Source organism: Arcobacter caeni, from assembly GCF_003063245.1.
Taxonomy (GTDB): Bacteria; Campylobacterota; Campylobacteria; order Campylobacterales; family Arcobacteraceae; genus Aliarcobacter; species Aliarcobacter caeni.
The window spans coordinates 39,345-64,353 of sequence record NZ_MUXE01000015.1; the positions used below are offsets into that span (position 1 = coordinate 39,345).

Here is a 25,009-nt window from a genome sequence, read left to right on the forward strand (position 1 = left end):
TTTTGTATAAATAATAACTAATTTTATTAGAATATAAAACTTAGTAACTTTATGTTAAAATAACCGACTTTTTTATCTTAGAAAGAAAATAATCAAAAGGAAATTGTTTGAGCATTTCTCTATTTATATCTATCTTTTTTATTTTTTTAGTTTCTTATTTAATGTATTTTTTTTCAAAAAAAAATAAAGAATTAAAAAAAGAAAATCACATTTTAAAACAATATAAACACGCAATTGAAGAGAGTAATATAATTTCTACTGCTGATTTAAAAGGCAATATAACTTATGTAAATGATAAATTTTGTGATGTTACTTTATATTCAAAAAATGAGATTTTAGGTCAACCTCATAACTTATTAAAAGGTGAAAGTTCAAAAAAGATTTTTAAAGAGTTATGGGAAACTATTCAAAATAAAAAAACTTGGCATGGGGTTTTGAAAAATAGAAGAAAAGATGGGCGATTTTATTATGTAAATATTACAATTAAGCCAATTTTGGATGAAAATGATGAAATTATAGAATATATTGCAATTAGACATGAAATTACAGACTTAATTCATAAAACAGAAGAATTAGAAAAAATTTTAAGGGAAGATAATTTAACAAAAGAGGGTAATCGATTTAAATTACTTGAAGATATAAAAAAATTTAAAAAGCCATTTTTAGCTCTTTTAGACATAAATAGATTTGGAGATATTAATGATTTTTATGGATATGAAATAGGAGATGAAGTTTTAGTTACAGTTGCTAAAATATTTAGAGAACATACTGGAAATAAATATTCATTATATAGAATTTATTCAGATGAATTTGCAATATTAGCTGATAATGATGAAAAAGAGCACTTTATAAAATTTATAAAATATATTGTAGATTCTATTTCTTTATCTCCTTTGAATATCAAAGGAAAAGAGATTTATATTCAGATGACTTATAGTATTTCATTTGAAGAAAAAAATGAATTAAAAAGAACTGCAAATACTATAAAAAGATATAGTAAATCTAATAAAGATATTGTTGTATATGATAAAAATTTAGGTATTGAAAAAATTCATGAGAAAAATATTTTATGGACTTCAAAATTAAAAAAAGCTTTTGAAAATGATAATATTGTTCCATATTATCAAGCAATTTATAATCTAAAAACAGAAAAAATTGAAAAATATGAAGCATTAGTTAGATTAATTGATGAGGATAAAATAGCAATATCTCCATATTATTTTTTAGATGTTGCAAAAAAATCAAAACAATATTTGAAATTAACTAAAGTAGTAATTAAAAAATCATTTGAATATTTTAAAGATAAAGATTATGAGTTTTCAATAAATTTAACGCTAGAAGATATAACAAATAAAAATATTTCTTCGTATATAATTGAGATGTTAAAAGAGTATAACATTGCTTCAAAGGTAGTATTTGAAATAGTTGAATCAGAGGGAATCCAAGATTTTACATATGTAAATAATTTTATTGATAGAGTAAAAGAATTAGGTTGTAAAATAGCTATTGATGATTTTGGTTCAGGATATTCAAATTTCGAGTATTTAATAAAACTAAATGCTGATTATATAAAAATTGATGGTTCTTTGATAAAAGATATTTTATTAAATAAAAGTAATCAAGAAATTGTAATAACAATAGTTGACTTTGCAAAAAGACAAGGATTTAAAACAATAGCTGAGTTTGTATCATCAAAAGAAATTTTTGATAAAGTAAAAGAATTAGGGCTTGATTATGCACAAGGGTATTATATTCATGAGCCAAAACCTGAAATTTTAGCTCCTATTGCTTAGAAATTTATTCTAAGCAATAGATAGTTTTACAAGATTATTAATCATTGAAATAGCTGTTTCTTCATTTAAGGGTTTTTCATAAGTTGTTAAAATTTCTCTTGCAAGAATATTTGCACCTAAATGTTGAAATTGTATTCTCATAGCTTGAAGACCTTTCGCTCCACCTCCACCACTGTGAGTTGCAAGGGCAACTATTTTCTCATTAAAAGCATCTCTCCAATCTTTTGTAGCTCTTGAAGTCCACGCCATTGCATTATTAAGTACAGGTGGCATTACACCGTTGTATTCAGGTGCAATCACAATAAAAGCTTTTAAAGCTAATATTTTTGAAGCTAAATCCAAAACACTTTCTGGAATTCCATTTTCTTGTTCTTCAACTGTGCTATATAATGGTAATCTTAAATCTACTAAATTTATTAATTCTGCTTCATAACCTAGTTTTATAGTAAGTTCTTGAAGTTTTAATCCTAATTTTAAATTATTATTTGAACTAGCTACTAATATTCCTATTTTTGACATAATTATCCTTAATTTTTTTATAATAATTAATTATATCTAAGGAATACTTTTATCCAATATAATAATAAATCAATAAAATATTTAACGGCTGTATATTTTAAATAAAAACTGCTACAATTAGTTCCCTAAATTAAGAATAAGTAATAATATGAAAATTGAAAAAGAACAACAATTCCTAAAAATAATAAAATTTACACCATCAATATTTGTAATTCTCATTTCATTTTGCGTTATTTTATTTTTATATTTTGAAAATAAAAGTACATTTAATCAAGAGAAAAAAGATATTGAACAAAGATATATTCTAGAAAATAAAGAACTCATAAAAGAAGAAGTAAATAGAGTGTATGACTTTATTGAACATCTTCAAAAAACTACAGAAATAGAATTGAAAAAAAGTGTTAAAAGTAGAGTTTATGAAGCCCATGCAATAGCAACAGGTATTTATGAAAAATATAAAGATACAAAAACTAAAGAAGAAATTTTTCAATTAATAAAAGTTGCATTACATAATATTAGATTTAATGATGGACGGGGATATTTTTTTATGGATGATATTTATGGAAATAAATTATCTCATCCTGTTGATGTTTCAATTGAAGGTAAAAATTTTTTAGAATACACAGACCCAAAAGGTTATAAATTATTTCATGCTATTGTAAATACAATAAAAGAAAAAACTGAAAGATTTGATGAATATTACTGGTATAAACCAAATACAAATAAAGAAATAGCAAGAAAAATATCATTTTATAAATATTTTGAGCCACTAAATATAGCTATTGGAACAGGTGAATATGTTGATGACTTTGAAAAAGGAATACAACAAGAAGCATTAGATGATATTAGTTTACTTAAATATAGTAAAGCTGGATATATTTTTATTATAGATTATGATAAGGTTTATTTAAGCCATGTAAATAAAAATTTTATAGGTAAAAAACCAGAAGAAATTTTAGATGTAAATAATATAGATAAAACAACTAATGAGTTAGTATCAATAGCAAAAGCAGGAGATGGTTATTTAACATACTTACAATATAAAAAGCCAGATTTAGACTTACCTGTAACAAAAACAGCTTATATAAGAGGTTATGAAAATTGGAAATGGGCAATTGGAACAGGTTTTTATGAAGATGATGTAAATCTTGAAATTTCAGAAACTAAAAAAAGATTAGATGAAAAGTACGAAAATTATATAAAGAATATTTTAGTTATTGGAGCTATTTTATTGATTATTTTATTAATCATTTCAAAATATGTTTCAACTTTTTTAGAAAATAAATTTAAACAATATAAAAAAGAGTTAAATAAGCAACAAATGATTTTACATCAACAATCAAAAATGGCTGCAATGGGTGAAATGATAGGTAATATCGCACATCAATGGAGACAGCCTTTATCAACAATAACAACTGCTTCAAGTGGAATGGTATTGCAAAAAGAAATGGGAATTTTAACAGATGATTTTTTCTTTGAAGCATCTAAAAAAATAAATAGTTCAGCACAATATCTTTCTAAGACAATAGATGATTTTAGAAATTTCTTTAGTCCAAATAAAGAAAAAACAAAGTTTTTTTTAAAAAATACATTTGCAATAACTTTGGATTTAATTTCTGTACAATTTAGTACAAAAGATATTACTATAATAAAAAATATAGAAGACATAGAACTTCTTGGTTATGAAAATGAGTTAATACAGGCACTTATTAATATTTTTAATAACTCAAGAGATGAATTAGTTAAAAAATCTGTTGAAGAAGAAAAATATATATTTATTGATGTATATAAAAATAACAAAAATCAAGTATATATTATAATAAAAGATAATGCAGGTGGAATAAAAGAAGAATATCTAAATAAGATTTTTGAACCATATTTTACAACTAAACATAAGTCTCAAGGTACAGGAATAGGGCTTTATATGACTGAAGAGATTATTACAAAACATTTAAATGGTCATCTTTCTGTAAAAAACAAAGAGTTTGTTTATAATAATAAAAAATATGTAGGTGCTCAATTTCGAATAATACTAAATATAAATGATGATAAAGAATAAAATTTTAACATAGCTAATGATTTTTAAAATTTAGAATGTAATTTTTATGAGAGATTTATAATACAATGGTGCGAATGGTGAGAATCGAACTCACACTCCGAAACCGGAACGGGATTTTAAGTCCCGCGCGTCTACCTATTCCGCCACACTCGCACATGTGTATATAAAAAGACTTCAAAAGAAGTGGTGGCTCGAGACAGAATCGAACTGTCGACACAAGGATTTTCAATCCTTTGCTCTACCGACTGAGCTATCGAGCCATTATTTCTTTTAAATTTAAAAAGTGGTGGTGAGAGAAGGATTTGAACCTTCGAAGCCGTAGGCGGCGGATTTACAGTCCGCAGGATTTGACCACTCTCCAACCTCACCGTTGAATATGTACTTAAACTAAATGGATGGGGTACTAGGATTCGAACCTAGGAATGACTGCACCAAAAGCAGTTGCCTTACCACTTGGCGATACCCCAATAATTTAAGTGGACGGAATTATAATATTTTAATAATTAAAGTTAGCTAAATTGTAGAATATTTCTTTTGTTAATTTTTATTTACTAAGAATCTTATTTATGCTATTATTTTTATGAAGAAAAAATTATTTTAATTCTAAAAAGGTAAAGATATGTTTATGGAACATTTAGCCTTGACATATAAATGTCATAGTTCAATAGGCAATAGTTTAGATTTAAATATTATGATTAAAGAAGTTCTAACATCTTTTGTGGAAGAAACAAATGCCATAAAAGGATTTTTTTATTTAATTGATGAAAATAATAAATTATATAAATATTTAGCCTATGATGATAATTTTGCTTATGATGAAACAATATTTCAAGAACAAATAAAAGATTTAGCAGTTATTAAATATTTTGAATATAATCAAAAAGAAATAATTTTACTTTTACCTCTAGAAAAAGCTGCTTTTTTTATAGTTTTTGAAAAAGATTATTCAAAATTTGAGTTTGTAATTTCCATGTTTCAAGATTTAATTGTAAAGTTAAATATAAGTATTGATGCTTGTTTAAATGTACAAAAAATTAAAAATAAAAATAAAATGCTAAATCATTTGGCTAATGAATTAAAAGAACAACAAAAACAGTTACTTGAGTCTGATAAATACAAAAGTAATTTTCTGGCAAATATGTCCCACGAATTAAAAACTCCATTAAATTCTATCATTGTAATATCTTCAATAATGGCAAAAAATAGAAATCAAAAATTAGATGATGAACAAATAAAAAATATGAAAATCATTAATAGTTGTGGAAATGATTTATTAATTTTAATTAATGATATATTAGATATTTCAAAAATTGAAGCTGGAGAATTATCTATAAATTTATCTAAAATAAATCTATTTGAATTACTTGAAAATTTAGTTTTAGATATGCAACCTTTGGCTAATGAAAAAGGATTAGTTGTAAATTATAATTCAAATAATAAGGAGTTATTTTTATTATCTGATTTAAATAGAATTAAACAAATTGTAAAAAATTTGATGAGTAATGCAATAAAATTTACTGACAAGGGAAGTATTGAAATTATTTTAGAAGAAAATATAAATGATATTATAATAAAAGTAATTGATGAAGGTATTGGAATATCAAAAGAAAAGTTAGATTATATTTTTGAAAGATTTAAACAAGCTGATGGAAGTACTACAAGAAAATATGGTGGAACAGGACTTGGTTTAGCAATTTCTAAAGAGTTAGCTTCTTTATTAGGTGGAGAAATTAAAGCTTTTAGCACTTTGGGACAAGGAAGTACTTTTGAATTAATTTTGCCTAAAAAAACAAATATAAAAAATATATCTGATGATAAAGTTACTATTTCATCTAAGAATACTGATATTGTTATTGATGATATTATTTTATTTGATATGGAAGAATCTTTAAAACAAGAAGATAATATTATTAAAAAAGATGAAAAATTACTAATAATAAATAGTGATTATGTGGCTTTTTTCCCAATTGCAGTTCTATTACGAAAACAAAATTTTATTTTAACTTATTGTAAATCATTTGAGGAAGCTTATGATATATTAAAAAATAAATATGATTTAGTGATTATTGATGAAGATAATTCTGATTTAGATATATTTGATTTTCTCGATTATTGTAAAGAAAATGAGTTGAAAAAGATTGTAATTTCTTCTGAAAATATAGAGGAAAAAGATTATTTACAAAAACAACTTATGAAAAATGAACTGATGAATAAAATTTTAACTTATTTAGGAAGATAAAGTGAATAAATTTAATATCTTATTAGTAGATGATGTCTCTGAAAATATATATTCTTTAAAAATGATGATAGAAGATAGTTTTGATGTTAATATTTTTTCTGCATTAAGTGCTCAAGATGGTATGGAAATACTTATGAAAGAAAATATTGACTTAATTTTAACAGATGTTCAAATGCCTGAGATTGATGGTTTTGAATTTGTTGAGTACTTAAAAAATATTGAAAAAACAAAAAATATTCCAGTTATTTTTATAACAGGAATTTATGATAAAGATGAGTATAAAACCAAAGGTTATAATTTAGGTGCTATTGAATATATTACAAAACCTATTCATGATATTTTGCTAAATTCTAAATTAAGAGTTTATATTGATATTTTTGAGAAAAGAAAACAAGATATTGAGTTAATAGCTTCAAAGGATAAAGTATTAATTCATCAATCAAAAATGGCAACAATGGGTGAAATGATAGGCGTAATTTCACATCAGTTAAAGCAACCTTTGAATATTTTATCTTTATGTTGTAATGATGTAAAAGACTCTTTTTTTTCAAATGAAATAAATGAGAAATTTATTGATGATTTTTCAAAAAATGCGAAAGAACAGATAAGCTTTTTGAGTGAAACAATAGATGATTTTAGAGATTTTTTTAATCCAAATAAACAAAAGGTAGTATTTGAAATAAAAGATGCAATCGAAAAATCTCTAAAATTTATGGGAAATCAGTTTGAAATAAATAGAGTTAAAATAAACATAGAATATAAAGATGAAAAAGTTTATGGAATAAAAACAGAATTAGAGCAAGTAATCTTAAATATATTAAATAATTCTTTGGATGTATTTAAAGAAAGAAAAACTGAAAATAAAGAGATAAATATAAAAGTTTTATCAAAACAATCATATACAATTTTAATTATGGAAGATAATGCAGGTGGCGTAAAAGATGAGAACTTAGAAAAGCTTTTTGATCCATATTATACTACTAAATCAACAGGAACTGGAACAGGTCTTTATATGGTGAAACTTGTAATAAAAAATAGTTTTCAAGGGGATTTAAAAATAAATAATAGTGAAAAAGGTTTGAGATATATTATGGCTTTACCACAAAAAGAAGAGAGTTAAATCTCTTCTTTTGTTTTGTCTTTTTTTAGACCTATTTTTGAAACTAAAACATAAAATAATGGAATAAATATAATAGCTATAAAAGTAGCTGCTAACATTCCTCCAATTACTCCCGTTCCAATCGCATGTCTACTTGCAGCTCCTGCACCATTACTAATAGCTAATGGAACAGTTCCTAAAGTAAATGCCAATGAAGTCATAATAATTGGTCTTAATCTTATCTTAGCAGCTTCAAATGCAGCATCCAATAATCCAAAGCCTTCTTTTTGTTTTTGTAAGGCAAATTCTACGATTAAGATGGCATTTTTTGCAGCTAGTCCTGCTAGAACTAAAAGTCCTATTTGGAAATAAATATCATTTTCCAAACCTCTTAATAATGTTGCTAAGATTGCTCCAAACATTGCAAAAGGAACAGCTAAAACAACTGAAATTGGTAATAACCATTTTCCATACAATGCAGCCAAAATTAAGAATAATAAAACTAAACCAAAAATAAAGGCTGTACTGGAACTACTAGAAATTTGTTTTTCTTGATATGCAGTTCCTACCCAACTAATAGTATAACCAGATGGTAAAACTTCATTTGATACTTCTTCAATAGCTTTTAGTGCATCACCTGAACTAAATCCAAGTGAAGGTTGTCCTGATACTTTTGCTGCTTGGAAAAGATTAAATCTTTCAATTAAGTCAGCTCCTACAACTTTTTTGATATTTACAAATGAACTAATTGGTAAAAGTTCATTATTGTTACCTTTAACAAAAACAAATTTTAAGTCATCAGCACTTTTTCTATATTCGCTTTCTGCTTGTAAATTTACTTTATATGTTCTTCCATATAAAGAGAAATCATTTACATAAAAACTTCCAAAAGTTGCATTTAAAGTGTTATAAATATCATCCACAGCTACACCTTTTGCTTTAGCTTTTGGAATATTTACATCAATTTTATATTGAGGAATATTTGCTGCAAGTGAGCTTCTTACTCCCATTAATTCAGGTCTATCTTTAGCTTTTGCAATAATTTGATTTACAACTTTTTCTAAATCCTGAATATTTCCACCTGTTCTATCTTGAATATACATTTCAAATCCACCAGCAACACTCATTCCCATAATAGGAGGAGGTAAAACTCCAAAAGAGAATCCATCTGAAGTTGCTAGTACTTGACCACTTAATTTTTTTAGAATCGCATCAGCATGTTGATCAGCATTTGGTCTTTCATCCCAAGGATTAAGTTTTATAATTGTTGCTGCCGCATGAGTTCTTTGAGATGATGATGTTAAATCATATCCAGCAAGTGTAATAATATCTTTTACATTTGAATCTTTTGCAATAATACTATTTAATTCAGTCGTAAATTCATCTGTTCTTGAAATTGAAGCACCACCTGGATTGTAAGAAAATACGAAAATAGTTCCTTGGTCTTCATTTGGAATAAGTCCAGTTTTCATAGATTTAAACATATCATAAGATATAAAAATCAATCCACCAAAAAGTAAAATTGAAATAAGAGAAAATCTAATAGTTTTTTTAACTAAATAGGTATAGCTACTTGTTGCCTTTTCAAAAAAGTTATTAAACCATACAAAAAAGAAAAATGTTGGTTTTTTATGGTCATCTTTTAATAAAGAAGCACAAAGTGATGGAGTTAATGTTAATGCAACAAAACCTGAAATAACGATTGAAATAACAATAGTTATGGCAAATTGTCTATACATTTCCCCACTTAATCCACCCATAAATGCAACAGGAATAAATACTGACGAAAGAACTAAAACAATTGCAACAATTGCTCCTGAAACTTCTTTCATTGCTTTAAATGATGCTTCTCTTGGAGACATTCCCTCACTCATATGTCTTTCAACATTTTCAATAACAATAATAGCATCATCAACAACAATACCAATAGCAAGAACTAAACCAAAAAGTGTTAGTAAGTTAATACTAAATCCTAAAGCATACATTCCAGCAAATGCACCAATAATTGATACGGGAACCGCTAAAATAGGAATTAAAGTTGCTCTCCAGTTTTGTAAAAATAAAAATATAATTAAGATAACTAATAAAATCGCTTCAACAAATGTTTTTGCAACTTCTTTAATAGAAATTTCAACAAATTGTGTACTATCATAAGGAACACTATATTCTACACCATCTGGAAAGTTTAATTTTGCAGTTTCTAAAGATTTTTTAACAGCTTTAGCAGTTTCTAAAGCATTTGAACCACTTTGTAAAAAGATACCTATTGGAATAGCAGGTGAATTATTTAATTTTGTCACCATATCATAACTTGAACTTCCAAGTTCTATATTTGCAACATCTTTTAACATCAATGAACTACCATCTTCATTTGCTCTAATTACAATATCACCAAATTGTTCAGGACTACTCAATCTTTCAGGAGTTTGAATAGTATAAGTAAACATTTGTTTTTCTTTTATTGGCTCTGCTGCTATTTTTCCAGCTGAGTATTGATAATTTTGTTCTTTTACAACATTTATTACATCTGTTGTTGTGAGTGAATATTTAGAAAGTTTTAAAGGATCAATCCAAATTTTAATAGCATAATCTTTTGCTCCAAAAATCATTGCATCACCAACACCACTTACTCTTTTTAAATCATCAACTATATTCATTAAAGCATAGTTAGATAAATAAGTTGTATCGTATGTATTTGATGGAGAATTAAGCATAATAAATTGTAAAATACTTGGACTTCTTTCTCTTACATTTACACCTTGTCTTTGTACTTGCTCTGGAAGTTTTGCCAAAGATGCTTGAACTCTATTGTTTACATCAATTTTTGCAGAATCAGCATCTGTTCCTACTTCAAAAAATACATTTATACTTACTCGTCCACTATCTTCAGCAACTGAGTTCATATAAAGCATATTTTTTGCACCATTAATTTGCTCTTCAATAGGAGCAGCAACTGTTTTTGCTAAAGTATCAGCACTTGCTCCTGGATAAGTTGTACTTACAATAATCTGAGGAGGAATTACCCTTGGGTATTGCTCAATTGGTAAATTTAGCATAGCAGCAAGTCCTGCTAAAACTATGATAATAGATACAACTGCTGCAAATACTGGGTTTTTTATAAAAAATGAAGAAAACATATTATTTCTCTTTATTTAAAATTTGTATTTTTGTATCAGGTCTTAGTTTTGCCATGTTGCTGATAACAATTACATCATTTTCATTAAGTCCACTTTCTATAGTGATTCCCTCTTTTACTAAAATACCTGTTTGTACAGGTCTTAATTTTGCGATTGAATCAGTAACTACATAAACAAAACTACCTTGAGAAGTTTTTAAAATAGCATTTTCAGGAATAATATAAACTTTTCCTAAATCAAGATTTGATACTTGTATTTTTGCAAATTCGCCAATTAGAATTTCATTATTTTTGTTTTCAAATTTGGCTCTTAATAAAAGTGTGTCAGTATTTGAATCTATTTTTGGTGAGATAAAATCAACTGCTCCATTTTCATAAGTTTTATTACTTGTAACTAAATTTACTTTTGCACTTTTAGCTTTTATTTGTGAAAGGTATCTTGTCACATCATCTTTTGAAAGTGCAAATTCTGCATAAACAGGATTTGTATTTGTAATAGTAACAAGTAAAGAATCAGAATCATTAGAACCAACTAAATTACCTAAATCAGTTTTTTTAATTCCTACAATTCCATCAATTGGAGCATGAATTTTTGTATAATCAAACTGAATTTGTGCTTGTTGTAATGATGCTTTTGCACTTTCAAGTTGACTTGAAGCATTTTCATAAGAATAAGTATATTCATCATATTGTTGAGTACTTATTGATTTTGTTTTTATTAAAGAGTTTGATCTTTCATAATCTTTTTGTGATTTTTTATAATTTGCCTCAGCAGTTTTTACACTAGCTTTTGCAACATTTAAATTTGCTAAATATGTATCTTGTTCAATTTTATATAATAAAGTTCCTTTTTTTACAAATTCTCCTTCATTAAAATATTTTTCAACTAAAATACCTTTTACTCTTGCTCTTACTTCTACTTCTTCATAAGTTTTTATTATTGAAGGGTAAGTTTTAATTGTAGTTGATGCTTTATTTTCTATTTTAAATATTTCCACAGGAAGAGGTGGAAGTTGCGGTTTTTCCTCAGCATTTAATGTATTTAATCCTAAAAAAATAAATGCTATTGCTATTATTGATTTTCTCATTTTATATATTCCTCTAATTTTTTACCACTATAGTAAAGTATTTTTGCTTTTTTAATTTCTAAATCATTTTGTGAAGTTTTTAATTGACTAAGAGCTGTAAATTTTTCACTTAGACTTTCTAAAAAAGCCACATTATCAATTAAACCATTTTGGTATTTTGATTTAATTACATCGTATGCAGTTGTTGCTGCTTTTAAATTAGCTTCCGAAGATTTTATTTTTAATTTTGAAATTTCATAAGATTTTATTGCTAATTCTAAATCAACATTTGCTTTGTTTTTTTCATATTCTAATTGAGATTTTAAACTTAAATAATCTTTGTATTTTGATTCATATTTGTATTTTGTTTCACCAAAAGAGAATATATTCCATTTTAAATTTGCAGATGCAATATTTTGATGATCGATTGCATTACTTTCATAAGCTTTATTATCAAAGTTTGAATCATAATATGAATAAGTATTATCAAGAGTTATTGTTGGTAAATAACCACTTTTTTCACTTTTTGAATTTGCAAGTTTTGCTTCTACATTATATTCTAAAGATTTTAAGTCAAATCTTAAATCAGTTTGAGCATTGTTTTCAAGCTCTTTTACATTAGAACCAGCACTAATAGTAACTTTTTCTCCTGTGATATACTCTAAATTGTGAAGTATAGTTAAAATTTCAAGTTCTAATTCTTGTAAAGTTACTTTTGAACTTTCTAATCTAGAAATAATTTTTTGAACTTCATCTTCAGTTGTTGTTCCAGCATCTAAAAATCTAGATAATCTTGTTAATTCTGAATCAAGTTGTTCTATTTCTTTTTCTTTTGCTTCTTTTTGTGAAATATATGATAAATAGTTATAATAATAAGTCACAACATTTAAAGAAATATCATTTTTTAGTGCTTCTAGTGATTTCTCACTACTTTTAATATTTGATTCATAACTGTCATAAATATCTGATTTTTTTCCACCATCATATAATTCATAACTAATACTTGCATAAGTTTTTGATGAATTTTTTGGAACACTTGTAGTTTCTTTATCTGTTATTGAATGATTTGCACCTACATCTACGCTTGGCAAATAGCCACTTTTAATACTTTTATATTCGTCTTTTATTGAATCTAAACTCTTTTGAGAAGAATCAACTAATTTATTTTGAATAGATAAATTAACTAACTCTTCCAAATTTTGAGCGGATAAAAAAAGAGGAACTAAAAAAATAAAATATAATTTTTTCAAAATAACTCCTTATAATTTTTTTGATTTTGGATTTTAGAATAAAAAGGCTTAAATTTATCTTGCTAGCAAGATAAATTTATTTTAATAATTATTCCGCTAAAATTGAAACATGAAAAAAAAATACATAGATAACTTCTACAACACAACAATTAAATTAAAAGAATATGAAGTTTTTGCACTTACTTTGCCAATTACTCTATTACATAAAGATATGTTTAATAAAAATGAACATTTTTTTAAAACAACATATGATTTATTACATTCAGATATATCTGTTTTAGCATCACTATATTTCAATAAAAATGCCCTTTCTCCAACAGAATTATATGATGCAACCTTATTTTCTTCTGGTGGAATGACAAAGGTTTTAAAAAAACTAGAAGATAGAAAACTCATAGAAAAGATACCTTCTTTAAATGATAAAAGAAGTATGCTAATAAGTTTGACAAATGATGGTGAAACTTTAATAAAAGAGTGTATGGAATCTCTTGTTGAGTCAAAAGAAAAACTGTTTAATATATTGACTCAAAAAGAGAAAAAAGATTTACAAAAAATTTTAGCAAAAGTAATATATTCAATGATTTAGATAAACTTTATTTTTGTTAAACTAATTATTATTTATCTCTTAATTTTAAATTCTTCTTCCAAAGCTTTTAGTTCATCTGCATTTTGTTGTGCTTTTTTTACTGCTTCTTCAAAGGCAAAGCCTTTCATTATTATTTCGTATAAATAAGGTTTTTCTTTTCGCCATTTTCGTAAAGTTCTCGCATCAATGCCTAATAGTCTTGCTTTATCTTGTTGAGTTAATTTCATAAAAAAACTTTACACAAAAAAATATGTCAATAAAATTCGGAATAATAAGCCTATTTTATTAATATTTAGGAATTATATGTATATAATCTTTTCTTATTTCGGAAATATATTCCGAAAACCAATAAAAAAGAGACTTAAATGCCCTTATTATTAATAAAAATAGTTAAAAAAAGAAGAAATTTAATATGACTTTTTCAGAAGCGAAGCAAAAATTCGATAATAAATACGAAAACACATTAGAATTTGATTGTTTTATTCAAGAACATTTAACTTTTGGAAAGAAAATAAATTTAAAAAAGAAAAATGGAACTAAAAATGAACAATATTACAAGTGGCAATTTTTTTATTCAATTATTCAATCAGGACTTTTTACTAAAGATTTTATTGGAACAGAAGTCCATTTCCCAAAAGGTAATAAATCTTCTGCACCTTTGAAACTTGATGGAGCAATTTTTGATGACATCACATGGTTTGATAAGTATAAAGACTATCACGAGAATGGAAACAATGAAAGTTTAGAATGGTTACGAGAACATTTAATTGTTGCTCTTGAATTTAAAAAAGAAGATAATAAAAATGTAATTGATGTTTGGGATAAACAGCTCAAAGCTTACTTAAATGAAAGTAGAAGAACTTTTTGTTTAGCTGTTTTATACGATACAGAAAGGCTTTATTTATTTCGTAAACATAACAATAAATTTTTACGATACAGTGAAGAATTTAACACCAAAGGTGAAGAAAGTAAAACGAAAGAATTAGCTTTACATCTTCCTGATCCATATATAAATATTCCAAGTTTTGAAGATATTTTAGAATGGACAGAAGCAAAAATTATAGACCGTTCTAAGCGTGGAACTAAAGAATTAGATATTATTTCAGGGGTTCATTCGACACAAATCAATGATGCTATGAGTAGTATTTTACGTACAATGGACAAAGTAGGAATGACAAATCAAAAAGGATTTGAGATATTAATTCAAATTCTTTCTTTGAAAATTTATGATGAGAAAAGAAATGAAAAAATGGCAAGCCGTTTTTTAGATTTTTATATTACAGAAGAAGAGAGAAATTTTAAATCACTTGCAGATAAATCATTACAAGAATTTATTAAACGAAACAATGGTTTAAGAGAAGAAGCATCAGGAACTTATTATCGTATTTTAAAAGATAATCCTTTGAATTCTAAAAATGAAAATCATATAAAAGTATTAATTGAAGTTGTTTATCAGTTTCAAGATTATTCTTTTGTTCGTTCTCATAAAACAGACCTTTATCAATTGGTATTTTATAAGTTTGCTACTCCCTTTTCAAAAGATGCTAATGCCCAATTTGTAACGCCATTACCACTAATTGATTTTTTAGTTAATATTGTAAATCCAAGAAATGGGGAAACAGTAATAGACCCAACAGTTGGAATTGCTGATTTTCTTTCTGTTTCTTATGTAAACTCAAATAGTAAATTAGATGATAATAACATCTTTGGAATGGACATTGATGAACAAATGGTAATGCTTGCTACTTTAAATATGTTGTTAAATGGTGATGGAAATGCAAAAATAAAAGCACAAGCAGGTTATGGTTCTTTACTTTCAAAATTTGACCATAAAGGTGAAGTTTTGGAACTTATACCAAGTATGAACCAAAAAGGAAATTGGGATAACCGACCAGATGAAAATCAATTGAAAAAGTTTGATGTTGTTTTAACTAATCCTCCATTTGGGGAAGATAGAGCTTTTGTACCAAAAGATGATAAAGACCTTGAAATGATACAATGTTATGAACTTTGGCATCTATATAGTAATAAAGGAGAAGAATCTACTGAAGGTAAAAAGAAAAAAGCTGGAAAACAAGCCACAAAAATCGATTTAGGAGTAGTTTTTTTAGAAAATGCATACCATATTTTAAAAGAAAATGGAAGAATGGGAATTGTAATTTCTAATTCTATTGCAAGTATAGATAGCCATAAAATTGCAAGAAAATGGCTAATGGATAAAATGCGAATTGTTGCCATCTTTGATTTACCTGCTAATGTATTTGCTGAAACAGGAGTAAATACTTCTATAATTGTTGCGTATAAACCAAAAGAAACTGAATTAATCAAATTAAAGGCACAGAATTATGAAGTGTATTTTAAAGGTATTGAAAAAGTTGGTTATGAAGTTAAAACAAGTAAAAGAGTTAAATTCTTTTCACCAAACTATAAAATAAATTATGAAAATTTTGAAATAGAAATTGACAAAGACGGAAGAGCTTTACTTGATGAAGAATTTACAAATACAATTGAAGATTTTAAAAAATGGTGTTTGAAACAAGAAAAATCTTTGCAAGATATTTTTATAAAAGATAAATAATTATGAGTAATTCATATATAAAAATACCAAATTCAATTTCTTTCAACTCAATTATTGAGAAAGACTATACTTTGTCTTCCTCTCAATATATGGATTTGATAATGCCAAATAAGAACTTCTTTTTTGTAAAAGACTTTTTAACAAGAGATTTGCAACGAAAAGATTTAGGTGAAGAAGTAGGTTCATTAAACTATATTGGTCAATCAACCCATTATTTTATAAGAACGAAGGCATTACAAAAGCATTCATTTTTACCAGAAATTACACCTGAAACTGCTTTACCAATAATGCCAAACTCATTTGTGAAAATGAATTTGAAGCAAGGTGATATACTAATTTCAAAAGACAGTAATATAGGAGAAATAGTAATTTTAGATAAAGACTATCCTAATTTTATGCTATCGAGTGCAATTTATCGATTGCCCATAATTGAAAATAAATACTATCTTCTAGCATTTATAAAACATTCAATATTTAGAGAACAATTAGATTTTATGGTTCCTAAAGGTGCAACCATTCGCCATGCTAAAACAATGTTTTTGGATTGCAAAATACCAATGCCAAATAAAAATGCAGAAAATGTAATCAATTTTGTTGAAATATTAACTAAAGCTATAATTAACAAAGAAAAATTAATCAAAGAAAGACATGAAGCCATTTTAAAAGCCATTGAAATTGAACTTTTAGAAAATCAAAAAGCAAATAAGTTCAGATTTGAATTACCAAGAATAAATGAGTTAGAAGAAGTTGGAAGATTAGATACAAATCTTTACAGAGAAAATTTTAAGAATATCGTTTTTGAAATTCAAAATTATAAAAATGGCTCTCAAACTATCTCAGATTTAGGCTTTAGCCTTTCTCGTGGTCAAAATTTACAGGTTTCAAATATTGGCGAAAGTATTTATTCAAAAAAATATTATACTAATTTTTATACATTGATGTTACCTAAGTTTCTTTCAAAATATGGAACAGTTGATAAAATTGAATATTTAGGAAATCCAAATGATTTAAAAACTTTACAAAAAGGTGATTTGATTTTTGGAGCAGAAGGATTTGAAAAAGGTCGTTCTATTGTAATTATTGAAGAACAAAGTAGCGCAATTACAAATATACATGGAATTACAATTCAACAAAAAGAACACGATGTAAACAAAGCAATATTTGTTAAATGTTGTTTGGATTATTTGCGTAATAAAGGATTAATCGACCTTTATGCTGTTGGTGGAAATGGTGGTAGTTTAGCCCAAAAATATTGGGAGATAATACCTTTCCCAAAATTTGATAAAATAAAGCAAGATGAAATAGCCTTATTCTATCATAATCCAGATATTGACTACCAAACCAAAACATTTACATTAGAAAGTTTTTTAGAACAAGATAGTCAATATAATTTACTTGCAGGAATTTATGAATTAGACAAAACAGCCAAACAACTAAAAGAAATTTTAAACCAAACCATTGATAATATTGTAAATGAGAAAGAGATAAAGATATATTTTGAGAATTAAATTCTCAAAATATTAAAACTCCATCTCCAAGCCAATAGGGCAATGGTCACTACCAAAAATATCACTCATAATATAAGCATCTTTAACATTATCTTTTAAATCTTCACTTACATAAAAGTAGTCGATTCTCCAGCCAACATTATTTTCTCTTGCATTTGCTCGGTAACTCCACCAGCTATATTTGTGTGGCTCATCACCAATTACATGTCTTAAAGTATCTATATATCCAAGATTTAAAAACTTTGTAATCCAATCTCGTTCCATTGGTAAAAATCCTGATGTTTGTTCATTTGCTTTTGGTCGTGCTAAATCGATTTCTTTGTGAGCTGTATTTACATCGCCACAAACTATGATTGATTTGCCTTGTTTTTTCAAGCTTTCACAATGTTCTAAAAATCTATCGTAAAACTCCATTTTATACACAAGTCTTTCTTCTTTACTTTGACCATTTGGAAAATACACATTAAAAAATGCGATATTTTTATCTCCAAGTGTAAAATGAACTTCGTTTATTCTTCCCTCATCCAAAATATCAACAGTAGGGCAGTTGCATTCAAAAGTAGTTTCTAAATCTGTAAATAGGGCAGTTCCACTTCTTCCTTTTATTGCAGATGCACTTGCCATCATAGTTTTGAATTCTTTTTCAAAAATAGTTTTTGGGATTTGTTCTTTCATTGATTTTGTTTCTTGAACACCAAGAAGATGAATATCATGTTCATCTACCCATTTCAAAGCTTCTTTTTTATCAACTGCTCGAATTCCATTTACATTCCATGAAATAAATTTGTAAGTAGCCATTATTTAGTAATTTCCTTTTTTTCTATAATCTTATTTTCAAGTTTTTTTTCTTCATTTTCAATTAATGCTTTAGGTGCGATTGGAGTTATTGGTTTTTGTACATTCATATTTCCAAAACTTGAATTGCCAAGAGAATCACTTTTCCCCCCATGCATATCTATTTTTCCTGAATTTTGTTCTGTATAATTATAATCTGCAAATAAAAAATTTGTTAAAAATATAGTAATGATTAGTAGTTTTTTCATTATTTCTTCCTCTTTTTTAAATTATTATAACCCCTTTTTTGATAAATAAGCCTTAATAGGGTATTTTACACTTATTTATTTCAAGGATTATTTTTATGAATGAATTGATTTTAGGACTTCTTACCTTTTTTACTTCTACAATTGCTGGAATTATAGGAGTTGGTGGGGGAATGATGTTAATAGTAATTTTACCCTCATTTTTACCTTTGAATGCATTGATACCTATTCATGGATTGACTCAAGTTTCTAGTAATCTAAGTAGGGCAATATTTGGTTATAGAGATGTTCAATTTGAAGTAATTCCAAAATTTCTATTAGGTTCATTTATTGGTATTGGAATGTTTACCGTTGTTTTAACTCTGATTTCTCTTGAATATGTTCCTTTGTTTATTGGCATTTATATTTTGCTTTCTTTATGGTCTGAAAAGTTTAATGAGAAAATAAAAAGATATGAGAATTATTTTCTTGCAGGATTTTTTCAAACAGGACTTTCTATGGTAGTTGGAGCCACAGGACCTCTTACTATGACACTTTTATTAAAAGATTATAAAGATAAAAATAAAGTTGTGGCAACGGGTGCTGTGTTGATGAGTATCACACATATTTTAAAATTATTCGTATTTATGTATTTTGGATTCGTATTTTTTGATTATATTGGAGTAATTATTGCCATGATTATTGGTGCAGTTACTGGAAGTTGGGTTTCAACTAAACTAAGAGATAAAATTGATGGTAAAAAATTTACTATCATTTTAAAAGTACTACTTACAGCTTTAGCTATTCAAGTAATTGTAAAAGTATTTATATAAAAAACTTTAAAACTAATACGATAAATAGTGAAGATATAAGTGTTTGTACTGTAATAATACTTGATATTAATCCAATATCTCCACCAAGTTGACGAGCTAGTATAAAAGAGCTAGGAGCTGTTGGAAGAACTGCAAATAAAACTAAAATCGAAATCATCATATCATCAAGTTCAAAATATTTTGCAAAAATAAAAATTAAAACAGGCATTATTAAATGTTTTGCAAAACTTGAAATTATAAGTTCGCTTTTTGAAGATTTTATCTCTTTAATTACAAGCCCAAATCCAACAGATAAAAGTCCCATAGGAAGTGCTGCTTTACTTAATATTTCTAAAGTATTATTTATAATAAGCGGAAAATGAATTCCTAAAAAGTTTATACTTCCACCAATTACACAGGCAATTATCAAAGGATTTGTTATTATTGATTTTAATAAATATAAGAAATTTAACTTTTCATTACTTATATATAAAGCAAAAATAGTAATACATAAAATATTTATAAATGGAATTGCAAAAGTCAAAATAATTGCAGATAAAATTAATCCATCATTTCCAAAAATTGCCCCAGCAAGAGCTAAAAAAACATAAGTGTTAAATCTAATTCCACCTTGAACTACAGATGTAAAAGCTGAAGCATTTGTAGGTTTTATTTTATTTATAAGCATTAATAAAATCATTGTAAAAAATATAGCTAAAAGTGCAGCTAAAACAAAACTAAAGCTATCTTTTGAGGCTAAAGAAGCATTTGATAATTTGAAAATTAATAAAGCAGGCATCAAAACATAATAAGTTAATTTATCAGCTTGTGGCCAAAATTCATGGGATGGAAATTTTATTCTTTTGAAAAAATATCCAATTAAAATAAGTCCAAAAACTGGAATTAAAGCTGAGAATATATGTTCCATAATATCTTAATTATTTACAGATATTTTAAAAACAGCTTTTATGATTTTTTTATTATCATCTATTTTTATACAAGGCATGTGAGCATCATTTGGATAAAAAATAGCAAGTTCATTTTGTTTGATTTTTAATATAGAAGAGTTTTTAGATTGGGCATGTTTTGCATAATCTAAATCTTCTTTATAAGCAGTTTCAATAAGAAGATTGTTTACATTTTCAACTTCCATTATTTCGTCACCTTCAAACATATATTGAATGTCAATATACTTTTTGTGTGATTCAAATAAACAATCTTCTTTATCTTTTGTAATATAAGTTTGTTCTAAAACAAAACAGTTCTCATCTAACACTATTTTATTGCATTCGCCAATTTTTGTATTTAAAAGAGATTTATACTCATTTGAATTTTTATCTTGTAATTTCTCAATATAAGCAAAAGCTTTTTCAAACTTTGAACCATAAATTTGTGATTTCAAAGTTTCTAATGTGCCAAATAGTGCCATTTAAATTCCTATTTATTTTTTAACATACCTTTTAAAATTATCTTACCACCTTCAACACCTGGTTGGTCGTAAGTATTAATTCTTAAAAATTTCCCAACAATTGAAGTTAATAATTCATAATAAAATAGAAGCTTTCCTATTTCAAATTCAGATATTTCTTCTATTTCAATAATATCAATTGGAATATCTTTTTTTAATTCTTTTACAGAAGCTATCGTCGCATCTGCTTGTAAATTGATTAACTCTTTAAAATTAAGATTATTAACATAATCAAGTTCTTCTAATCCCTCTAAAGAAATAGGAGCAATTTTTGTATTGTCTTTAAAATCTTTTATTTTAATAAAAGTTACCGTTTTATCTCTTTGACCCTCTACAATTAATTGTAAAAAAGAGTGTTGATCAACAGGTCCTAAAAGTCCAATTGGTGTTAAACCTTGATTTGTGTTATTAACATCAACTTTACCAAGACTTTCTCCCCAAAGTTGAACATACCATTTATTAAATCCTTCAAGCAGTTGAGAATAAGAAAAAATAGCATTCATATTATAAACATCTTTGAACTCATAATAAGTTCTAGCTTTTTTTAATAGATGTTTAAACAGTTTCTTTTTATCAAAAAATGAATCAGAACTTTTTTTAGCACCCTTTAAAAGCTCATCAATATCAAATCCAGCAAGGTATAAAGGAACTAATCCAACATTTGATAATACAGAAAATCTTCCACCCACATTTTTTGGTATGTCAAAAGTATTTATATCATTAGTTTTTGCAAAAGTATTTAATTTACTATCATCTTCTGTTATTACCAATAAATTTGATTTATCAATTTTTGTAATAGACATAAGATATTTAAAAATAGAAATAGTTTCTATTGTTGTTCCAGATTTTGAAATTATTATAAAAAGTGTATCTTTTAAATTTAGTTGAGCCAAAGTTCCATTTAAATTTACAGGATCTGTACTTTCAAAAAAGAAAAGCTCTTTTTTTAAAGATTTATTGTGTTGTTTATTATATTTCAAGAAGTTATAAATAGCATAAGTTCCTAAAGTACTTCCACCAATACCAATAATTGCTATTTGTTTTTGAGGAAAATTTAAATCATCAAGTCTAGTTTTTAAAACTGTTGTATCAACATAAGGAAGAGAGTAATAACCTATTACTTCTCTTTCTTTTTTAATTTCTGCAAAAATTTCTTTATCACTTAGTGATACTTGAGGATAATACAGATTGTTTTTCACTTATTTAGCTCCAGTTGCTTTTTTAGCTGCTGCTTCTTTTTTTGTTTCTTTATCATAGAAATAGTTTGTAGCTTTTACAAATCCATCAATACTTCCACAGTCAAATCTTTGTCCATCAAATTTGAATGCTAAAACCATTCCTTTTTTTGCTTGTGCAAGAAGAGCATCTGTAATTTGAATCTCTCCACCTTTTCCTGGTTTTGTTTCTCTAATGATATTAAAAATATCAGGAGTTAAAATATATCTTCCAATAATTGCTAAGTTTGATGGTGCAACCTCAGGTTCAGGTTTTTCAACCATATCTTTTACCATATAAATACCAGGTTCAATCTCATTTCCAGCAATAACACCATATTTATTAGTATCTTCTTTTGGAATTTCTTCAATAGCTACAATTGAACAACCATATTTTTTATATAATTCAACCATTTGTGCTAATACGCCTTTTCCAGGAGCATCACATAAATCATCTGCAAGAACAACAGCAAAAGGTTGATCACCAATTAGCGTTTCACCACATAAAATTGCATGACCTAACCCTTTCATCTCTATTTGTCTAGTATAAGAAAAAGTACATTTAGTAATAACTGATCTAATTTCTGTTAAATAATGCTCTTTACTTGTACCTTTAATTTGATTTTCAAGTTCATAAGAAATATCAAAATGGTCTTCAATAGCTCTTTTACCTCGTCCCGTAACTATAGCCATAGTATCCATACCAGCAGCAAGTGCTTCTTCAACTCCATATTGAATAAGTGGTTTAGTTAAAACAGGTAACATCTCTTTTGGTGTTGCTTTTGTAGCAGGTAAAAATCTTGTACCATATCCAGCAGCAGGGAATAGACATTTTCTAATTGGTATATTTTTATCGTTCATTTTTATTTTCCTTGTAATTTTTCAAATAGTTTAATTAAAACATTTTCGTATATTTTAGCATTTTCTTTTGTATTTGCTTCAAATCTTGTAACTAATTTTGGTGTTGTATTGCTAGCTCTTACTAATCCCCATCCATTTTCAAATATAACTCTTATTCCATCAACAGTTATAATGTTTTTAATTTTTGGAAAATCTGCAGGTGGATTTTCTAAAGCTTTTTTCAAATCTTCAATAATTTTAAATTTTGTCTCTTCTGTAACAGTTATATTTATCTCAGGAGTTGAGTAAACTTGAGGTAAAGCTTCATACTCTTTATCAAAATCAAATCCTTGATCAATTAATTCTAAAGCTCTAAAAGTAGCATATAAAGCATCATCATAACCAAAATACCTATCATTAAAAAATAAATGCCCAGACACTTCTGCTGCAAAATCAGCATTTGTTTCTTTGATTTTTACTTTTAAATTAGAATGACCAGTTTTATACATTATTGCTTTTCCATAAGAATTAATAATATCATACATAACTTGTGAACATTTTACTTCACCAATAACAGTAGGATTTTTTATAAACTTAGAAAAGAATATTGCTAAAATATCACCTTTAAAGTTATATTTTTGAGAAAGTAGGGCGATTCTATCAGCATCACCATCATAAGCAAAACCAAAATCATATTCGCCAGTTGCTAATTCTCTTTTTATATCTTCAAGAGTGTGTTCATCACTTGGATCTGGATGATGATTTGGAAAGTTTCCATCCGGCTCTTCAAATAAGATTTTATAGTTTATATGTAATCTATCAAGAATTTCTCTTAAAACAACACCAGCAACTCCATTTCCACAATCAAAAACGAATTTTTTGTTTGTTAATTTTAAATGAGAAAAGTGATTTACAAGATAATCAATATATTTATTTTTTGAATCAATAGAAATAGTAACTTCATTATCTTTTATAGTTGATTTATCAGAAAGTATTTCTCTTCCTAATGCATAAATCTCCTCTGCAAAAAATGGGTCTTTATCTAAAGTGATTTTAAATCCATTATATTCAGGAGGATTATGAGAACCTGTAATCATCACTGAACCATCAGATTTAAGTCCATCAAAATCAGTAAAATTTGCAAAATAATTAGCCGGTGTTGGAACTAATCCCATATCTAATACTTCAAGACCAGCATTATTTATTCCTGAACTTAACCAACCTTTTAGTGTAGGTGAATGAAGTCTAGCATCATAACCAACTGCAATAAACTTAGCATTAGGCATTTTTTTAATTAATGCTTTAGCTAAATAGTAGCCAATCTTTTTTACTATGTCTTCATTTAGCTCTTTCTCAAAAATTCCTCTAATATCATACTCTCTAAAAATAGATGTACTCATTTATATGTTATTCTCCATTGTGTTATATTGATCAAAAATTATGTTTAATAAATTTGAGACTGTTATTATATGGAATATTTCATAAAAATTGTGAAAGAATAGTTAAAACTATAGAATATATAAAACCCCTTCTGCAAAAGCCAATAAAAACCAAGCAAAAAGGTAAACAGGGGAGAAATCCAAAAATTTAAGCCAAATTTAAGCGGTAAGCTATTGACAAAGTAGAAGAAACCTATTATAATTCCCGTCCAAATTGACTGAAGCGCATCAAACGAAAGAATGATAGAAGCGTTGTAATTGAAGCTGGATGATCTTTAAAAATAATTATAAACAATTTATAAAGTAATCTTTATAAACCGAATATAGAATTCTTGTAGAATAATCTGTTGTTTATTACAGATGTAAAATAAGAATAAATGTTA

Annotated in this window: 20 protein-coding genes and 4 tRNA genes; 8 read left to right on the forward strand and 16 right to left on the reverse strand. The window is 26.3% G+C overall.

The genetic code is table 11. The annotated features are described in order from the left end of the window. Window positions 1–107 precede the first annotated feature (107 nt). Window positions 108–1,793, forward strand: a complete 1,686-nt coding sequence (locus B0174_RS09870; RefSeq protein ID WP_228156448.1) for a bifunctional diguanylate cyclase/phosphodiesterase — start codon at window positions 108–110, stop codon at window positions 1,791–1,793. Between the two features lie 9 nt (window positions 1,794–1,802). Here the strand turns inward: B0174_RS09870 and B0174_RS09875 are convergent, their stop codons facing one another. Next, a complete protein-coding gene (locus B0174_RS09875) occupies window positions 1,803–2,312 on the reverse strand; it encodes an NADPH-dependent FMN reductase (protein WP_108560220.1) in 510 nt (169 codons plus the stop codon). A gap of 148 nt (window positions 2,313–2,460) precedes the next feature. On the opposite strand from B0174_RS09875, the gene B0174_RS09880 reads away from it, so the two are divergent. Next, entirely contained in the window at window positions 2,461–4,371 is a 1,911-nt protein-coding gene (locus B0174_RS09880; RefSeq protein ID WP_108560223.1) for a sensor histidine kinase, read from the forward strand. Between the two features lie 66 nt (window positions 4,372–4,437). Here the strand turns inward: B0174_RS09880 and B0174_RS09885 are convergent. The 4 genes from B0174_RS09885 to B0174_RS09900 form a co-directional block, all read right to left on the reverse strand. Next, window positions 4,438–4,524, reverse strand: a tRNA-Leu gene (locus tag B0174_RS09885). 31 nt (window positions 4,525–4,555) lie between these two features. Further along, window positions 4,556–4,631, reverse strand: a tRNA-Phe gene (locus B0174_RS09890). A gap of 24 nt (window positions 4,632–4,655) precedes the next feature. Next, a tRNA-Tyr gene (locus B0174_RS09895) sits at window positions 4,656–4,740 on the reverse strand. Between the two features lie 23 nt (window positions 4,741–4,763). Continuing rightward, a tRNA-Gln gene (locus B0174_RS09900) sits at window positions 4,764–4,838 on the reverse strand. 152 nt (window positions 4,839–4,990) lie between these two features. On the opposite strand from B0174_RS09900, the gene B0174_RS09905 reads away from it, so the two are divergent. Together B0174_RS09905 and B0174_RS09910 are read left to right on the forward strand one after the other, a co-directional pair. Next, complete coding sequence (locus B0174_RS09905; RefSeq protein ID WP_108560225.1) at window positions 4,991–6,610, forward strand: hybrid sensor histidine kinase/response regulator; 1,620 nt, start codon at window positions 4,991–4,993, stop codon at window positions 6,608–6,610. Between the two features lies 1 nt (window position 6,611). After that, window positions 6,612–7,730: a hybrid sensor histidine kinase/response regulator gene (locus B0174_RS09910; RefSeq protein WP_108560227.1), complete on the forward strand. Its 1,119-nt coding sequence runs from the start codon at window positions 6,612–6,614 to the stop codon at window positions 7,728–7,730. Here the strand turns inward: B0174_RS09910 and B0174_RS09915 are convergent. From B0174_RS09915 to B0174_RS09925, 3 genes are read right to left on the reverse strand one after another with little or no spacing between them, the layout of a single operon-like run. Beyond that, window positions 7,727–10,846 carry an efflux RND transporter permease subunit gene (locus B0174_RS09915; RefSeq protein WP_108560229.1) on the reverse strand — a complete coding sequence of 1,040 codons (3,120 nt, stop codon included), beginning with the start codon at window positions 10,844–10,846 and terminating at the stop codon, window positions 7,727–7,729. The genes B0174_RS09910 and B0174_RS09915 overlap by 4 nt on opposite strands. 1 nt (window position 10,847) lies before the next feature. Beyond that, complete coding sequence (locus B0174_RS09920) at window positions 10,848–11,933, reverse strand: efflux RND transporter periplasmic adaptor subunit (protein WP_108560231.1); 1,086 nt, start codon at window positions 11,931–11,933, stop codon at window positions 10,848–10,850. Further along, entirely contained in the window at window positions 11,930–13,162 is a 1,233-nt protein-coding gene (locus B0174_RS09925) for a TolC family protein (RefSeq protein WP_108560233.1), read from the reverse strand. The genes B0174_RS09920 and B0174_RS09925 overlap by 4 nt, the downstream gene beginning before the upstream one ends. 109 nt (window positions 13,163–13,271) lie before the next feature. On the opposite strand from B0174_RS09925, the gene B0174_RS09930 reads away from it, so the two are divergent. Beyond that, window positions 13,272–13,748, forward strand: coding sequence for a MarR family winged helix-turn-helix transcriptional regulator (locus B0174_RS09930; RefSeq protein ID WP_108560235.1), 477 nt, complete (start codon window positions 13,272–13,274; stop codon window positions 13,746–13,748). 32 nt (window positions 13,749–13,780) lie between these two features. Here the strand turns inward: B0174_RS09930 and B0174_RS09935 are convergent, their stop codons facing one another. Then, window positions 13,781–13,975 carry a hypothetical protein gene (locus tag B0174_RS09935; protein ID WP_108560237.1) on the reverse strand — a complete coding sequence of 65 codons (195 nt, stop codon included), beginning with the start codon at window positions 13,973–13,975 and terminating at the stop codon, window positions 13,781–13,783. Window positions 13,976–14,160: 185 nt separating this feature from the next. On the opposite strand from B0174_RS09935, the gene B0174_RS09940 reads away from it, so the two are divergent. Together B0174_RS09940 and B0174_RS09945 are read left to right on the forward strand one after the other, a co-directional pair. Next, on the forward strand, window positions 14,161–16,326 hold the full coding sequence (locus tag B0174_RS09940) for an HsdM family class I SAM-dependent methyltransferase (protein ID WP_108560239.1): 2,166 nt from the start codon (window positions 14,161–14,163) through the stop codon (window positions 16,324–16,326). Window positions 16,327–16,427: 101 nt separating this feature from the next. Further along, a complete protein-coding gene (locus tag B0174_RS09945; RefSeq protein WP_133174796.1) occupies window positions 16,428–17,834 on the forward strand; it encodes a restriction endonuclease subunit S domain-containing protein in 1,407 nt (468 codons plus the stop codon). 12 nt (window positions 17,835–17,846) lie between these two features. Here B0174_RS09945 and B0174_RS09950 read toward each other — a convergent pair whose 3' ends face one another. Next, complete coding sequence (locus tag B0174_RS09950; protein ID WP_205663521.1) at window positions 17,847–18,632, reverse strand: exodeoxyribonuclease III; 786 nt, start codon at window positions 18,630–18,632, stop codon at window positions 17,847–17,849. Then, window positions 18,632–18,877, reverse strand: a complete 246-nt coding sequence (locus tag B0174_RS09955; protein ID WP_108560245.1) for a hypothetical protein — start codon at window positions 18,875–18,877, stop codon at window positions 18,632–18,634. Before B0174_RS09955 ends, B0174_RS09950 begins: the two co-directional genes overlap by 1 nt. 95 nt (window positions 18,878–18,972) lie before the next feature. On the opposite strand from B0174_RS09955, the gene B0174_RS09960 reads away from it, so the two are divergent. Beyond that, entirely contained in the window at window positions 18,973–19,686 is a 714-nt protein-coding gene (locus B0174_RS09960) for a sulfite exporter TauE/SafE family protein (protein WP_108560247.1), read from the forward strand. Here the strand turns inward: B0174_RS09960 and B0174_RS09965 are convergent. Genes B0174_RS09965 through B0174_RS09985 form a run of 5 tightly spaced genes read right to left on the reverse strand, consistent with a single transcriptional unit; the run spans window position 19,679 to window position 24,587 of the window. Then, window positions 19,679–20,593, reverse strand: coding sequence for an AEC family transporter (locus B0174_RS09965; RefSeq protein ID WP_108560249.1), 915 nt, complete (start codon window positions 20,591–20,593; stop codon window positions 19,679–19,681). The two genes, B0174_RS09960 and B0174_RS09965, sit on opposite strands and share 8 nt — an antisense overlap. A gap of 6 nt (window positions 20,594–20,599) precedes the next feature. Then, a complete protein-coding gene (locus B0174_RS09970) occupies window positions 20,600–21,094 on the reverse strand; it encodes a YhcH/YjgK/YiaL family protein (protein WP_108560251.1) in 495 nt (164 codons plus the stop codon). Between the two features lie 8 nt (window positions 21,095–21,102). After that, on the reverse strand, window positions 21,103–22,332 hold the full coding sequence (locus tag B0174_RS09975) for a glucose-6-phosphate isomerase (RefSeq protein ID WP_108560253.1): 1,230 nt from the start codon (window positions 22,330–22,332) through the stop codon (window positions 21,103–21,105). Next, window positions 22,333–23,208 carry a UTP--glucose-1-phosphate uridylyltransferase GalU gene (gene galU / locus B0174_RS09980; RefSeq protein WP_108560255.1) on the reverse strand — a complete coding sequence of 292 codons (876 nt, stop codon included), beginning with the start codon at window positions 23,206–23,208 and terminating at the stop codon, window positions 22,333–22,335. Window positions 23,209–23,210: 2 nt separating this feature from the next. After that, window positions 23,211–24,587: a phosphomannomutase/phosphoglucomutase gene (locus B0174_RS09985; RefSeq protein ID WP_108560257.1), complete on the reverse strand. Its 1,377-nt coding sequence runs from the start codon at window positions 24,585–24,587 to the stop codon at window positions 23,211–23,213. Between the last annotated feature and the right edge of the window lie 422 nt (window positions 24,588–25,009).